We start from the raw sequence: 15,170 nt of genomic DNA, 5'->3' as shown, positions 1-15,170 counted from the left end.
ACATTTATAGTTACAGCTAGAAATATAGCTAAGAACCTGTACATAATTGATGCTCAGAGTGTAAAGAACGCAGATACTGCTGAAGAAAAAGGCTATGACGCTGGTAAAAAAATCTCAGGGCCATATCGCAGTTGATACTCAAGACATGCAATTTATGTAGCAACTGCAGGAACAACTAGTGCTGTGAGAATGGTCAACAATGCAAAAGAAAACCTTTCTGGAGTTAAAAATATACTGGTTGATGCGGGCTATACAGGAGAGAATTTTGCAACTCAAATAAAAGATATTATTGGTGCAACTGTTGAAGTAATAAAGCGAAGTGAATTTGAACAGGCTCTTACAAAGTATACAAAAAACGTTTACAATCAACGTTCAACGTGATAAATTAAAGACGGTTTATTCCTCGGTAGCTCAGTGGTAGAGCAGTTGGCTGTTAACCAATTGGTCGCTGGTTCGAATCCGGCCCGGGGAGCTCTTCTCTGTGAAATTCTAGTGTTAATCTTATATGGGCATTAAATCAGTTGTTTTATGTATACTAGATGGCTGGGGAAATGGAGTAGAAAGCAGTAAATATAATGCTATTAGCAACGCAAATCCACCCTGTTGGCAATATATTAGCTCTAATTATCCAAAATGCAGTTTGTCCGCCTGTGGAACTGATGTTGGGTTACCTGGTGGTCAAATAGGTAATTCAGAAGTTGGCCATATGAATATTGGCAGTGGTAGAGTAGTAATGCAAAGCCTTCAGCGCATTAATCAAGAGATTGGAACAATAGAAAACAATGTAAATCTACAAAGTTTTATTAGTAATCTAAAAAGTAAGAACGGAGTATGCCATATAATGGGATTAGTGTCAGATGGCGGTGTTCATTCGCATCAAAAGCATATTTCGACTTTAGCAAATAAAATATCACAGCATGGAATCAAAGTGGTGATACATGCATTTTTAGATGGCAGAGACACATTACCAAATTCAGGAAAAAAATGCATTCAAGAATTTATAAAGAGTATAAAGGGAAATGACATAAGAATTGCTACTGTTTCTGGGCGTTACTATGCTATGGACCGTGATAACAGGTGGGAGAGAACAATTGAAGCTTATGAGGCTATCGCATTTGCAAAGGCACCTCGTCATGATAATGCAGTATCGTTGATTGATGAAAATTATCAAAATAACATAACTGATGAGTTTGTCAGGCCCGCAGTAATAGGTGACTATCAAGGTATAAAACCAGAAGATGGAGTGCTGTTGGCTAACTTTCGTGCTGATCGAATGATACAATTAGCAAGTATTTTACTAAACCAATCAGGTGTCATTCCAGCGCGTGACGCTGGAATCTATGGTCAAACTACTCGTACGACAGAAGGTCGTAAACGAAAACCATTTTCTTCAATTCTAAGTATGATGAAGTATAAAGAAGATCTCAAAATTCCTTATATTTTTCCTCCTATATCTTTTGCTAACACTTTAGGACAAACAATAGAAGACAATAAATTGCAACAATTACGCATCGCCGAAACCGAAAAATACGCTCATGTGACTTTCTTTTTCAATTGTGGAAAAGAAGAACCTTTCTCTGGTGAAGAAAGAATACTCATTCCCTCACCAAAAGTTCAAACTTATGATTTGCAGCCCGAAATGTCAGCCTTCAAGCTCACAGAAAAGCTTGTAGAAAAAATTCACTCCCAAGAATTCGCACTGATAGTTGTAAATTACGCTAATCCTGATATGGTAGGGCATACAGGTAATATAAAAGCAGCCGAGAAAGCTGTGCTAGCTGTAGATGATTGTCTTGCGAAAGTGCTGAGTGCTGTTAAAAAGTCAAGCAACACTGCATTAATTGTTACTGCAGACCATGGTAATGTGGAATGTATGTTCGATGAAGAAAATAATACACCTCATACAGCGCACACTCTAAATAAAGTGCCATTTATTGTGTCTTGCGATAATCTAAAACTAAGAGACGGAAGGTTATCTGATATTGCCCCTACTATTTTACAGCTACTTGGAATTAAGAAACCGGATGAAATGACAGGCAGTTCGTTGATTTCTTGCATTACCCTCTGTCATTCCAGCTAGGCAGCGTCATGCGCTGGCAAATAGATGTGTTTTAACTTAACCCAACTTTTAAATTTTTCGCTGTTAGTACTAATGATTCATTAAAGAAGCTGTCTATATCACCAATATTACCTATACTTTTTGTACTGATAGATTGGTCAATCCTTTTGACTAAATTAGATAAAACTTTATTAGGGCCAATTTCAACAAATTTGTTAATGCCACGGCTTGCCATATACAAAACCATTTCTCTCCATTTCACTCTGCTTATGACTTGTTTAGCAAGTAAAGCTTTTATAACTTTGGGATCACTCTCCTCTTTAGCTGTAACATTTGATATCAAAGGAACTATAGGACGGGTTATTTTAATACCCTCCAAAAATTCCAAAACTTTTTCATCAGCAGGTTTCATAAGAGATGAGTGAAAAGGTCCACTAACCTGTAACTTAACTAATCTCTTGATGTTCAAGTTCTTGAGCAAATCGGGTAATATTTCAAGACCCTCTCTAGTACCACTTATAACCACTTGTCCGCCACCGTTATCGTTTGCAATTTCACAAATTCCGTCAATTTGAACTGATTTCAATATATCTTCCACTTCATTTATCTCTGCTCCAAGCAACGCAACCATTCCCCCTTCACATTTCAAAGAAGCTTCATGCATTGCTTCGCTGCGAACTTTCAGCAGCTTGATTGCAGACTCAAGAGTCAATGCCCCTGCAGCACATAGCGCTGTATATTCACCGACTGAATGCCCACAAACATATTTAACATTATGACCAGAAAAAAGAGATTCACCAAACACATGCTCGATAACACGTAGCGTCGCGATTGACACTGCCATTATAGCTGGCTGAGCGTTTTCTGTAATGGTTAATTCTTCAATAGGACCGTTGAAGATTAAATGAGACAGCTTTCTACCCAATATGCTATCCACTTCATTAAATACTTGTCTTGCAACGGAAAACTCACTATATAAGCTCTTTCCCATTCCTACAAACTGAGAGCCCTGACCAGGGAAAGCAAAAATCATGATAACTATTATTTATTCCTTATTAAGTATAACATTTTATTTATTTTTTGTCAATATTTTAGAATAATGATTGACTTAGTGAATTAAGTTCACTAGAATATTAACTGACTAAAAGTTTATAAGCAACAATGGCAGAAATTGATTATCATAAGGTTACTATAGTCATGACAGATGGTCAAGAGTTTGAAACTCGTTCCACTTATGGAAAGGAAGGTGATAAGATAAAACTTGATAGGGATCCTCTCACTCACCCTGCATGGACTGGAAGTTTGACAAGCGGGTCAGCAAGTAAAACTAGCAAATTAGCTAAGTTTAACGATAAATATGGGGATATTTTCTAGTTTTTCGCTTCTTTTTCAGAGTGAAGCATGCATAAATACAAAAATATAGGCTATATCGCTTCTGAGTCACCAAAATCGCAGGAAGTATCTAAACTATTAAAGAAACTTAATTTTATCAATATAACAGAAGAAAATAAGTCCGAAATCGATCTATTGATAGTTGTTGGCGGTGATGGCTTTATGCTACGCACCTTGCATAATTACGTTATAGAAAACAAAAACACACACGTATACGGAGTAAACACTGGCAATGTTGGGTTTTTGATGAATAAATGCTTTAGCCGCAGTGAAGATTTAATTGATCATATAGAGCACGCAACTTCAACTCAGTTAACTTTACTAAAAATGGAAGCAACAGACACAAGTGGCAAGAAATACCACTATATAGCGGTAAACGAAGTATATGTTTTTAGGAAAGCAAACCAAATAGTAGAGATGAATATTACTATTAATGATAAACTAAAAGTAGAAAAATTTAGAGGGGATGGAGTAATATTATCTACTCCCACAGGCAGCACTGCATATAACTTCTCTGCCGGCGGTCCAATTTTACCACTCAATTCAAACTTACTTGCACTGACCTCCATAAATAGCTATTACCCAAGGCATTGGAATGGAGCACTAATCTCAAATGATACGATCGTACAAATTGACATTAACGACACAAAAAATCGTCCAGCGCTTGTAGTATCAGATTACAAAGAGTTTCATAATATATCACAGATAAAAATACAAAAAGACCATGAGAACACAATAACTTTGCTCTTTGACAAAGACGACTCACTCAATGAAAGAATCTTTGATAGGCAATTTCTATACTAATAATTATCCGTAAACTGGTATTTACTACATCTTAATAACTATAGCGTAATCAACACAACATAGTAATTAATTTTGGAGTAAATATGCCAGGAACACAAGATCAAGATACAGTAAAACCACTTTCTTATACACCAATAGGTAAAGATGACGGGACGAAGCCAGGAATTCCACCAATACCAGCACTTAGGACAAGTACTCCCAAACAAGCATCGCTTGAAGGAGCAGAAAATTTTACCTCAGATACACTATCACCAACAGCAAGTTTAGGTTTAGGAGGATCATCTGATAATGGATCAGAAGAACATGCCTATGCAGAGTTGAATTTACCTCTTTCAGAAGAATCAGTCCACGGTGGATCAGGAGAACCTATTTATGCAGTTATAAATCCGAGTAATAAAACTCCCAAAGAGAGTTGGGGTAGTGGAATAAGCTATGGAATGAAAAGATCAGTTTCACAAGGAACGGAATTTAGTGACCCTTGGGATTCTGATAAAACTCTCGAAAACCTAAAAGAAGAGTTCAGTACAGAATATAGTACAGGTGAAATGAATTCAAAAACTTCCTTAATCAATTCACAAAAGAAAGCAAACAGATCCTGGCCAAGAGCAAAGTATGCCATGCAGCAGAAGGGCTTTATAATTTTTACTGCCACTGCTATTATACTCAGCACATCTGCAGCTTTAGTATATTTACAAGATAAAGCAAAATTTATTGCATTTTTTACAAACAGCCCAAAATATATCACTATACCAGTTATCGCACTTGCTGCGTTGCTTGCAATTAGTCCAATACTTTTTGCAATAAGGCAATTTAGAGATACTGCAGAGCATAAAACTCAAGAAAAAAATGCGGATGGAATTTTAGATGAGGTGTTAAAGCATCAGCCAGAAAATAAAGCTATAAAATCTGTAAGATTAGAGTATAACAACAACACTCATTCAAATTTTATATTTAATGCTTGGGAAGCTAAAAACGACTTCATTAACATTGATGAAAAAGTAATTAGTAGAACTAATAAAATAGAATCAGTAATTAACAATAGGCCACTATTTACTGCATTACTGACCGGTGTAGTTGCTGCAAATATAGCACTTCCTTTATTGCTGTATGCGGAAGGCGGTGTTAATAATATACAAAAATTTTACCAAAACCCTTTGACTAATAACATAGGGTTATCATTGCTTATAGGCTCAGGTGTACTTGCATTATTAGTTGTATGTTTTGGCGTGCATTATTATAACAAAACAAATTGCACTAACCTTATATCAACTATGTTTTTTTTTAATTTTTCATTTGTATAATTTTGCAACTTTACCCAACCATATAGATAATAAAAACCCGTTTGTCATAGGAACAGAATTCTATATCAAACAGCTACTGCAACAATTTCCGTTTAAGCTATGTGAACAAGCACTTTAAGTTTGTGTGGACGCACAATATTCATTTCAATTACTGCTATGTAAATTTTTAAACATTCAAATTAATTGCCTCTTTAAGCCTTGCATTAGCAATTACTATAATTTTACGCATTAGAGCTGTTATAGCTACCATCTTCTTCTTACCACTTTCAACAAGCTTGGAATAAAAGGTGCCAAGTGCAGATTTGGACCTTGCAGCAGACATGGCAGATGTAAAGAGCTTTGAACGAACATTACTTCTACCTCCTATAATCCTTCGGTAACCAACAGTTTTACCACTTTCCCTAGGATGAGGTGCAACTCCGGCAAGACTTGCTACTTCTTTTCTACTTAAGTAACCAAGCTCTGGCATTAAACACAGAAAATCTTGTGATAACTTTTTACCTATTCCAGAAACTGTTTTAAGGATTTTTTGACGTTGTTGTAGTTCATGGCTTCCATCAATAATTTTTTGTATAGTATCATTGAGTTCGTTTATTTGACTATCGAAAAATTCAATGGTCTTCTGACAACTTTTCTTTATATGATCATTTTCAGGAGCTTCCAGTCTACACTTTTCCTGAGCTCTCATTTGCGTAATGTCATCACGACGTTGACAAAGTGCAACCAGGGTTGATTGTTCTTTTGATGTAGGTACAAATAGAGAGAGAGTTCTATGGCGTTCAAATCCATATTGAGCAAGAGCCCTCGCATCTGATTTATCAGACTTTGCTACAGTTCCGTGAGACAAGATAAAGCTTTTTACTTTACGAGTATTAGCTCGATGTACTGCAATATTCTTGTCAATAAGAAAATGTGACAAACCAAGCTCATATTTTCCTGTGTTTTCCAAAGTTACTAAAGAATTAGGTAGAATATCTGAAAACTTTTGAAATAATTGTTGCCAACCATCAGAATCATTGTCAAATTTGACAGCGTTCTTCTGTTTGTGAATTGCAACGACATTTTTAAATTTTCCGATGTCAATGCCAATAAAATTTTGATAAGATGTAACCATAATAAACCTCGATAGTTTTAGTTAATTTAAGATTGTAAACGGGTGCATATATATGTCCCAAGCAACTATTCAAACGTATCGAGAGATGGGCTAGTGTACCTTGATTTAAACGGTTGTAGTACCAATATTCTTCCGGTCGCACACGCCCATGATAGTCCTATTCCTATAGTGAGTAGGGCTATCTTTCCCTCTTATCCTCTTTTATATCACATTTTCAACTTACAATATTCTTGCACCGTCTAAATGAAGATTTACATTGTGAGCTTTTAAAAAGTGATATAACTCGACTTGTTTTTCAAAAGGATAAATTTTACCATTAAACCCATTTATACTATTTTCTATAGAAACAAGACTCACCTGAGCAAAAATTTTATACCTCGGCTTAGAATTAATAGCATATTCTACTTCATCAACATCTAAGATTCCGCTATTATTTCTAATACAATTAAATACGATATTATTTACTTTTGCATTGCCTGCGCTATCGAAAAAATTAACGTGATAATTATAATGAGTTATTAGTTCATCACCAGGACTTGTTTGACTGGCAATGGCTAATCTATTTGCAAGCATACCGCTGGTTGCAAATAATGCTTCTTCTACTTTGAATAATTGTTTGCAATATTCTGATAAGTCATTACAGCTTTTGTCTTCACCATAAGCAAAATCTCCAACAGTTGCATTACTTATTGCATGTATAACGTTGGAGCTCTGCAGAGTTGTAGTGTCACTTCTCAGATCAATAATTTTTTCCATCTTATTTTTTGCCATTCAAACAACCAATTTGAGCATTCCAAAGTTCCTTGTAAAGACCTTGCTTAGAAACTAATTCAGCGTGTTTACCATCTTGGACAATTTTTCCTTTGTTAAATACTAGAATTCGGTCCATGTGTAAAAGTGTAGAAATACGGTGTGCTATAGTAATCGTAGTTTTATTTTTCATCAATTTGAATAAACTCATTTGAATTGTTTTTTCTGTTATAGAATCTAACTGACTAGTTGGTTCATCGAGAAATAATATTGGAGCGTTTTTTAAAAATGCCCTGGCTATTATTATTCTTTGTCTTTCTCCTCCAGATAGCTTGATGCCTTTTTCTCCGACTGTAGTTCCATATTGATCTGGTAGAGTCATAATGAAATCGTGAATACCAGCCAGCTTTGCAGCTCTCATTATTTCTTCGATAGTAGATTGAAGTCTACCATATATGATGTTTGCTAAAATAGTATCATGAAATAACAATGGGTCTTGAGGTATTACAGATATTTGTTGCCTCAAAGAACTCTGTGTAACTTCTGATACTATTTGATTATCAATCTGTATATTACCTTTTTTAACATCAAATAGCCTTAGGATTAAGTTTATAAAAGTAGATTTACCACCTCCAGAACAACCAACTAGACCTACTTTTTCGCAAGGATTAATGGTAACTGAGAAATCTTGAAATAATGACTCCTGACCTTCATAAGAAAAAGAAACATTATTAAACGTTATTTTTCCACTTAATAAATTTAATTCTTTAGCATTTTTCTTATCTTGAATTTCTGGTACGGTAGTTAAGATTGGCAATGCATCTGAAACTTTGCCGAAATGAGTAGAAAATTGCGTAAGATTCCTAGTTAGATGGTTAAGAAACTCTATAATCGATATATTAATTCCAAGTACAAGAGCTATATCTCCTATTGCGATCTTGTTCAATTGATAGTCATAAATTAAAAAGTACAAGTTTACTGCTTGGAGTATATCAAATGAATAGCCATATATAAACCAAAGACAAAAGTATGCCCATTGTAATTTTCTCTCTGCAATAGTTCTTTTCTTGCATATTTGAAAAAATTTGTGTCTCTCATGTGCTTGCTGAGAAAATAGCCTTACTGATATAACATTTAAAATACTATCTGCTATACTAGCTATTACTTGTGAATTTTGTTTAGAGTAATTATCAGCTAGTTCAGTAAGTACACGAAAGCTGAAAATCGATACTAAAATAAAAATGCTTACCCAAGTGAATGTAGCGATTGCAAATTTTATGTTTACTAATGATAAGGTATAAATAGCTAAGACTAATGCTATGCTGTAACCGAAAAAACAATCTATAAGCAATCTTATTAACTCTATCACACTATCCATTAAGCTACTGACCTTATGTACTAAGCTTCCAGATAAATTGTTCTGATAATAGGAATGGTCTTGTTGGAGTAGTCTACAAAAAGATATATCAGCTATCTTTTGACGCATTAAGGTAAACATTCGAATGTCAACAAAATAGCCATAGAATCTAAAAGCAGTAGTGATAAGTAATGCCATACCAAGATAAGCGCTTACAGGTAATAAAAGATTCTCAATTACATTACCTTCCTGATATTTTACAGCTGTATCTAGAATATTTTTTACTAAATACTTTCTAAAAGACAAATCAACAGCTACCACCAGGGCAACTAAAGACATTATAAGTACATTAAGTTTGAATTTAGATACTATATTCAAGATGAACATCAATACACATTTGAAGCTATCAACTCTACTTCTGTTCATTTATAATGCTAGCTCCACTACGTTGACTTTTTTATTGAGAAATACAAGTAGTGAAAACCATAAATTTTTGTATATTTTTCCTGAGATGTCTCCAGCATCATGTAGTGCTGATGCTCGATTCAGAATAAGTAGCTTATATAAATCTCGCTTAGCCTCAGTAGTGTCGATCTCAGAAATATTTGTAGTTGTGTCTGTAATAAAGGCTAACCAGCTCTTGATAAGTTCTTCCATGTTTTTTGCTTTTACACTTTCCTGGTAGCCAAACAATGACAAGCATTCTCTCAGTACAGATTCTGTTAACTCACCACAATTGAGTATACCAAAAACTGAAGGCTGAGGTTTTGGCACATAGGGAAGATCTTGATCTTTTACAATCCACCTTGTTACATAAGCAAATCTATCTTTAGCATCTGTATTCTTATCACTACCATGCCATAACCGTGAATCAAAAACTATCCCATCTCCTGCTGAAATAGGTAGTGACTTAATTTTGTAATTTTCCCGATTGTTTGAGTACTGATCAAAAAAATATGGGTACCAAAAATCAACTAAAGGCTGTATTTCCCATTTATGACTGTTTTCTATAATTTGCAGTGCACCTGAAGTTTCACTTACATTATTCAAAGCTAACCAAACAGAAAAGTGGTAAGGATCATTGAAACTATAGGAGATGTCTTGGTGGAAGGGAACTGCATCTATTAAATCAGCAGTTTTACATATAACATTTGATTTTTTCTGCAGTATCTGACACTGAAGTGACTTTTCAAGGTAATTTTTAATAATTTCATCTAATGCTTGAGAGATAATTCTAGTTACTTGAGATGACGTGCCCCATCTGCCGGTACAGTTTAAGTAGTCAGAAGTTGAAACACTTAGTTCTTGGGATAGCTCTGATATCTTATTTGTTATATCACTTAAAGACTGAGTTATTAGCTTTAAAGGAACCAGATTTTTGATAATAAAAAAACCATTTTTTTGTAGTATTTCCATATGATTAATACCTGACATCAATGACTGATAAGTAATCTGTTAAAGGCACAACAGCAAAAATTTTGAATCCTTTTACTTGTTTTAATATTTTTTCCCAATCGCTTAATGTTCTTAGTTTACCTCCTGTTTCAACCATTACATTAATATCTACAGAGCCTCCAGTTGGAGAGCGGTAATCTAAAATAGTTTCTATCAATAAAATACGAGATATTCCTTTGACCAATTTTAAATAAGACAATACTTTATCATCATCATAGTGCTGTAGAAAGCGGCAAAAGACACCTAATTCATAATTTGTAACTGATAGTTCTTCCTGAGTTATAAGTTTGACTTTTAAATTTTCTACTAACTGTCTTGGTACTTTATGTTCGTTATATAGGCCTATAGAACCTTTATTGTGTATATCAGAATAAGCAAGAAATAAAGAGTGTACACCAAATAGCAATATATTCTTAGCATCATCTATATTAATTCTAGAATTAAACTCTTTAGTATCAAACCTAGAATATCCTAGCAATGCTTGGTAAAACGCTATTTTCTTATTTTCTGATGCTTCTCTTTCCTTAAAAGATTCAAATGAAGAGATTGACTTCTGTTTTAGTATATCGGCAATATTTAACCAATTCTTTTCAGCGGCAACTCTTGCCCACATCGTTGCTGCTTTTGGCAAAAATGGTATTCCCTTAAAACACTTACCTTTTGATGATAGTTGCCATAAGTCCTTGTCCTTATCGTAATCAATAAACCCTATTTCCCACAACGCCCTTAACAGCCTTTCTAGATTTGGTACGATAATGTTTAACTTTTTAGATAAAACTGGCGTAGTTGCAGGTAAAATATTTAACAAATCAAGTTCAATAGCAACGCTTGTTAGGTAAGTTTTCCAAAAGGCTGAAAGTTCTGCAGAAATCCTATGCACTTGAGATTCTTTACCTAAATCAAAAATACTAAACTTTACATTTCCGGTAATATCGATTTGTCCTAACACACCTTCAAAAGTTTCAACTTTTGCCATCCCATTATAAAATGCTTCTACCATTTTAAATCTCTGCTGGTAAACAGGATCACCATTAATATCTATATGAAACCAACCATGTTGATCTTCTGCAATAGAATACCCTTTATGAAAAACATTAAGTTTTTTATACCATTTATTATGTACTAACTTTCCATGATGATTAATATGTGTAGCTTTACTATCCTTATAGACTACAGCGATACCATCCTTAAAATCTCCAACATAATCATATTCCTCCTGATAAATTCTGTTGCCATTTAAATTAATATGAAAACATTTATCATGTCTTCTAACTACACAAGCATCTTCCTGATAATTTCCAATCCATTGATAAGACTGTTTGTATACTCTACATCCAGATGGATCAATATGGTAACACCCTGTATCATCTTCTACGGCTGCTCTATTAAAGTAGAATCCAAAAGTTTTCAGAAATCTATTATGATAAACTGCTTCTCCTCTTACATTGATATGATAAGCACCTGTCTGATCATAAACCGGTGCAAGACCGGGCTCATGAAATTTACCAACCTTTATAAACCTATTTTCATATAAAGGATTTCCTAGCAACTCGTGAAAGCTCTCACACGGTGAAATTTTAATAGATTTAAAATTATCTTTGATTAATTGATCAAAGGTTTTCTCATGTTGCATGTTTTGCATAATTTGTAATTTAAATAATTCTTTTGTAAGCTTAGGTACTCACTACTCTGCCATATTTCCTCGAGTTTAACCTCATTAACATTACCAAAATTTCCTAATGTCTTACGGAGTTCATCTGGAGCACAGCAAGGACTAAACTTTCCTTCATTGTTTATCCATGCTTCTTTACCTAAAAATGGGCATTGACCACCTGGAGCCAAATCCTTAATACCTTCTTGAGAAAGGATTGTGAAATTTTCCAATTTTATCTTTTTACCATTTGGCAATAGAATATTATCTCTAAGTTCGTATAACCTTCTCACCTCCGTGTTCCATCTACTAATTGCTAACTCATCTCTTCTCATAGATAGATCCTTAATTTCCTCAAAATGTGCCCAAAGATGATGTCCTTTAACTCTATCTATGCCGTTTTTTATGGCCATCTTAACTATGTCATAGAGTTCATGTAAATTACTTTCCAAAAATGTTAATTGTAAAGTAACGGTACACCTTTCACCTGTATCGCTAAAGTATTTATCTCTAACTTCAAGGAAAGTTTTTAAATTTTCTGTCACTACTTCCCATTTTGAACCTTTCATGATTCTTTCATGAGTTTCTTTAGTTGCCCCATTCCAGGAAATCTTAACATCAGATAAAATTGGTACCAATAGTTCAGCCCATTTTCTAGCTCCTTTAATAGGAAAAGAACCATTGGTTGTGAGGTTAAGCTTAAGGCCGAACTCATGGCACAAATTGATTATTTCATCAAAGCTTTTATACATTAAAGGCTCACCCATAGTAGAAGGAATGATTTCCCTTAAAGGTGTGCCAGCTGCTTCCTTAATTACTTTTCTGATAGTTTCTATCGACAGTATCTTAGGTTTTATTCCTTTAGCTTTCTTTTCTTCTTTAACTTTGCTGTATGGTGAAAAACATTCGCACATTATACAAGCAAAATTGCAGTAATCTGGATTAGTATCAAAAGTAATTCTCCAAGGACCGGGTTTAACAGCTACTGATTTGCCTTTCTTTTCAATAGCATTACGGTAAATCTTGTTAAGTTTTTCAGTATGCTCACTTATAGAAGGTATATTTCCATTTTCAGTATAAGGATAGCCTTTTTGGGTAAGTTTATTGTATAACTCCTGATTTGTAGATAGGACTTGCATTTTTTCTGACAAACTACTTGCATCTCTGTGCTTAAATAATAGTCCATCTCTTACATATTCTGCCATGCCACCATAATCGGCTGTTATAACTGGTATTCTAAGTTGCTGTGCTTCATGTATTACTAACGGTGAATTTTCACCCCAAATTGAAGGAATGACTATTGCATCGACTTTATTAAATACGTCAGTAACTATATTCTTATTATCATAACTTCCCATCCATTCTATTCTTTCTTTAACAACAGGTGAAAACTGATCGGCAATCGCTTTTAAAGCTTTAGTTTCTTCTCTTGCTGCTCCCCAAATTCTAAGTTTTGCTTTAGATGATAAGTGAGAAAAAGCTTTCAATAATAGATTAACACCTTTTTCGGGAGTATGAGTACCAATATAACCGAAAATAAACTCTTTTTCTTGTGCTCTATTTCTATTCTTAAGACGATTGAGATCAAAACCATAATCAAGATAAGAAATTTTGTTTATCGGAACATAAAAATCCTGAGTAAATTTATCCATCAAGAATTTCGATGGGGAAATAAAGTAATCTATATAGTCTATTATTTTCCTTGTGTGCTTCATTCTAGTTGCAACCCATTGTTCCCAATAATTTATGTCTAAATTCAGGAATTCTTTATCTCCTGTAAAATATCCTTTGTAACATTGGGTTGCACATTTTTGATCCTTTTGTCCATCACAAAGCCGTAACAAATCTTCAGAATTGCGTTGAATAAACCTTCCTCTTGGACACATTAACCAAAAGTCATGTAGCGTAAAAATTGTAGGTATATTGTCTTTAAAAGCAATTTCTGGTAAAGTAATTGATAGATGATTAAGATGACCAAAATGTATAAGATCTGGCTGAAAGTTATCTATTACTCTTTTAAATTGTATATCTACTTCTTCATTGATAAATTTGTAACGATATTTAGCTGTGGGTATATTAATTAAATGCAGTAAGATTCGAGAGTCACTACTATCTAGGACTGTAGTGTAATAAAAATCAGGTAAAAAGCTATTTTCATACCTAGTAAATACTTGTACCTCATTGTTATTTGCTAGTTCATGAGCAAGAGTTTGGCTATAAACCTCTGAACCAGCACTATAATAAGGAGGGTAACCATGAATAACTTTTAATATTTTCATATATTACCATATCTATATTGTTAGGATATTCTTGTGTATTGTTTTGTAGACTTTTTATAAATTTACTTAATCCTACTTCTAATGAATGTTTTGGAGACCAACCAAGTAGCTCTTTAGCTCTAGTAAAATCACCATGAAACTTAGTTACATCAAAATTTCTTGGAGGATAAAAATCAATTCTAGAATCACTTTTCGTGACTTTTAATATTGTTTTTGCTAAGTTTTCTAAAGTACATGGGCTATTAGTAGTAAGATGAATAGCAGGAAGAGAAGATTTTTCGCTTTGTAAATATTTAACAGTTAAGCATATACCCTCTATAACATCATCCAAATAGGTAAAATCAAAAACACATTCTTTACCTTCTATTTTAATTGGATCACCTCTTAATGCATTAATACAGAGTGCAGGAATTACTCTACTGTTATGATCTAGTAAACCACCGTATACATTTGAAAAGCGTAATATTGCTACATTAAAATCTTTTGAACTTGTTATTTGTTCCTCAATAAATGCTTTACCTTTTGCATAATTATTTATTGGATCGATACTAGCAGATTCTGTAACTGGCAGTTCCTTCTGCTCTCCATAGACTTCCCTACTACTTGCATATATAAACCATGGTTTATTTGGAAGTGACTTACATAACCCTAAAAACCGCATTGTACCATCAACATTAATTTTTTGACACAGTGTAGGATAAAGTTCACCATGTATAACTCTAGAAATTGCAGCCAGATGAATGATTCCTGTACACTGAGCAAGTAGTGGTACTATATCTTCTGAAAAAAAACTGAGTGGATTGTTGTGAAACCTAATATCACAGCTTATTACTTCATGGCCCTGGTTTTCTAACTTTTTCACCAAGGTTGACCCTATCAAACCTGCAGCACCTGTTATTAATATCCCCATGTATACCCTCTCACTACAACTAGGAAAATTTGTCGTACCAATTATCTTACAAGTAAGAATCAAAAGGTATTATAAAACCAGTATAAAATAAATGTCAA

12 protein-coding genes, 1 tRNA gene and 2 pseudogenes are annotated in these 15,170 nt (G+C 34.0%); 7 read left to right on the top strand and 8 right to left on the bottom strand.

What is annotated here, in order from left to right:
• Positions 1 to 42 precede the first annotated feature (42 nt).
• The 4 genes and pseudogenes from OOK92_RS01015 to gpmI all read left to right on the top strand — a co-directional run.
• A pseudogene (locus tag OOK92_RS01015) lies at positions 43 to 154 on the top strand (IS5/IS1182 family transposase); the annotation flags it as partial.
• A gap of 35 nt (positions 155 to 189) precedes the next feature.
• Complete coding sequence (locus OOK92_RS01010) at positions 190 to 381, top strand: hypothetical protein (protein WP_253309452.1); 192 nt, start codon at positions 190 to 192, stop codon at positions 379 to 381.
• Positions 382 to 400: 19 nt separating this feature from the next.
• Positions 401 to 472, top strand: a tRNA-Asn gene (locus OOK92_RS01005).
• 33 nt (positions 473 to 505) lie between these two features.
• The gene (gene gpmI / locus OOK92_RS01000; protein ID WP_264735961.1) at positions 506 to 2,080 is read left to right on the top strand and encodes a 2,3-bisphosphoglycerate-independent phosphoglycerate mutase; all 1,575 of its coding nucleotides are present in this window, start codon (positions 506 to 508) and stop codon (positions 2,078 to 2,080) included.
• Between the two features lie 31 nt (positions 2,081 to 2,111).
• Here the strand turns inward: gpmI and fabD are convergent, their stop codons facing one another.
• On the bottom strand, positions 2,112 to 3,092 hold the full coding sequence (gene fabD / locus OOK92_RS00995; RefSeq protein ID WP_264730980.1) for an ACP S-malonyltransferase: 981 nt from the start codon (positions 3,090 to 3,092) through the stop codon (positions 2,112 to 2,114).
• Between the two features lie 128 nt (positions 3,093 to 3,220).
• Here fabD and rpmE point away from each other — a divergent pair, with 128 nt between their 5' ends.
• The 3 genes from rpmE to OOK92_RS00980 all read left to right on the top strand — a co-directional run bounded on the left by rpmE (position 3,221) and on the right by OOK92_RS00980 (position 5,556).
• Positions 3,221 to 3,433 carry a 50S ribosomal protein L31 gene (rpmE, locus tag OOK92_RS00990; protein WP_253309449.1) on the top strand — a complete coding sequence of 71 codons (213 nt, stop codon included), beginning with the start codon at positions 3,221 to 3,223 and terminating at the stop codon, positions 3,431 to 3,433.
• A gap of 27 nt (positions 3,434 to 3,460) precedes the next feature.
• Complete coding sequence (locus OOK92_RS00985; RefSeq protein ID WP_264688435.1) at positions 3,461 to 4,255, top strand: NAD kinase; 795 nt, start codon at positions 3,461 to 3,463, stop codon at positions 4,253 to 4,255.
• A gap of 83 nt (positions 4,256 to 4,338) precedes the next feature.
• The gene (locus OOK92_RS00980; protein ID WP_264735959.1) at positions 4,339 to 5,556 is read left to right on the top strand and encodes a hypothetical protein; all 1,218 of its coding nucleotides are present in this window, start codon (positions 4,339 to 4,341) and stop codon (positions 5,554 to 5,556) included.
• Positions 5,557 to 5,722: 166 nt separating this feature from the next.
• Here OOK92_RS00980 and OOK92_RS00975 read toward each other — a convergent pair whose 3' ends face one another.
• The 7 genes and pseudogenes from OOK92_RS00975 to OOK92_RS00945 form a co-directional block, all read right to left on the bottom strand.
• Entirely contained in the window at positions 5,723 to 6,670 is a 948-nt protein-coding gene (locus OOK92_RS00975) for an IS110 family RNA-guided transposase (protein ID WP_264711509.1), read from the bottom strand.
• Between the two features lie 225 nt (positions 6,671 to 6,895).
• Positions 6,896 to 7,426 (bottom strand): annotated as a pseudogene (locus tag OOK92_RS00970) (threonine aldolase family protein); the annotation flags it as partial.
• Between the two features lies 1 nt (position 7,427).
• A complete protein-coding gene (locus tag OOK92_RS00965) occupies positions 7,428 to 9,203 on the bottom strand; it encodes an ABC transporter ATP-binding protein (RefSeq protein WP_253303154.1) in 1,776 nt (591 codons plus the stop codon).
• The gene (locus OOK92_RS00960; RefSeq protein WP_319803921.1) at positions 9,204 to 10,193 is read right to left on the bottom strand and encodes a phytanoyl-CoA dioxygenase family protein; all 990 of its coding nucleotides are present in this window, start codon (positions 10,191 to 10,193) and stop codon (positions 9,204 to 9,206) included.
• Positions 10,194 to 10,197: 4 nt separating this feature from the next.
• On the bottom strand, positions 10,198 to 11,874 hold the full coding sequence (locus tag OOK92_RS00955; protein WP_264735480.1) for a WG repeat-containing protein: 1,677 nt from the start codon (positions 11,872 to 11,874) through the stop codon (positions 10,198 to 10,200).
• Positions 11,835 to 14,162 carry a glycosyltransferase gene (locus OOK92_RS00950; RefSeq protein ID WP_264735481.1) on the bottom strand — a complete coding sequence of 776 codons (2,328 nt, stop codon included), beginning with the start codon at positions 14,160 to 14,162 and terminating at the stop codon, positions 11,835 to 11,837. Before OOK92_RS00950 ends, OOK92_RS00955 begins: the two co-directional genes overlap by 40 nt.
• On the bottom strand, positions 14,119 to 15,072 hold the full coding sequence (locus OOK92_RS00945) for an NAD-dependent epimerase/dehydratase family protein (RefSeq protein ID WP_264735482.1): 954 nt from the start codon (positions 15,070 to 15,072) through the stop codon (positions 14,119 to 14,121). The genes OOK92_RS00950 and OOK92_RS00945 overlap by 44 nt, the downstream gene beginning before the upstream one ends.
• Between the last annotated feature and the right edge of the window lie 98 nt (positions 15,073 to 15,170).

This window comes from Wolbachia endosymbiont (group A) of Rhinocyllus conicus (assembly GCF_947250775.1).
Lineage (GTDB): Bacteria > Pseudomonadota > Alphaproteobacteria > Rickettsiales > Anaplasmataceae > Wolbachia.
This window is presented reverse-complemented; position numbering and strand designations above follow the sequence as displayed.

Coding starts and splice junctions, on each gene's coding strand:
- OOK92_RS00985 (WP_264688435.1), top strand. CDS start 3,461: ATGCATAAATACAAAAATATAGGCTATATCGCTTCTGAGTCACCAAAA.
- OOK92_RS00980 (WP_264735959.1), top strand. CDS start 4,339: ATGCCAGGAACACAAGATCAAGATACAGTAAAACCACTTTCTTATACA.
- OOK92_RS00945 (WP_264735482.1), bottom strand. CDS start 15,072: ATGGGGATATTAATAACAGGTGCTGCAGGTTTGATAGGGTCAACCTTG.
- rpmE (WP_253309449.1), top strand. CDS start 3,221: ATGGCAGAAATTGATTATCATAAGGTTACTATAGTCATGACAGATGGT.
- fabD (WP_264730980.1), bottom strand. CDS start 3,092: ATGATTTTTGCTTTCCCTGGTCAGGGCTCTCAGTTTGTAGGAATGGGA.
- OOK92_RS00955 (WP_264735480.1), bottom strand. CDS start 11,874: ATGCAAAACATGCAACATGAGAAAACCTTTGATCAATTAATCAAAGAT.
- OOK92_RS00965 (WP_253303154.1), bottom strand. CDS start 9,203: ATGAACAGAAGTAGAGTTGATAGCTTCAAATGTGTATTGATGTTCATC.
- OOK92_RS01010 (WP_253309452.1), top strand. CDS start 190: ATGGTCAACAATGCAAAAGAAAACCTTTCTGGAGTTAAAAATATACTG.
- OOK92_RS00960 (WP_319803921.1), bottom strand. CDS start 10,193: ATGGAAATACTACAAAAAAATGGTTTTTTTATTATCAAAAATCTGGTT.
- OOK92_RS00975 (WP_264711509.1), bottom strand. CDS start 6,670: ATGGTTACATCTTATCAAAATTTTATTGGCATTGACATCGGAAAATTT.
- OOK92_RS00950 (WP_264735481.1), bottom strand. CDS start 14,162: ATGAAAATATTAAAAGTTATTCATGGTTACCCTCCTTATTATAGTGCT.
- gpmI (WP_264735961.1), top strand. CDS start 506: ATGGGCATTAAATCAGTTGTTTTATGTATACTAGATGGCTGGGGAAAT.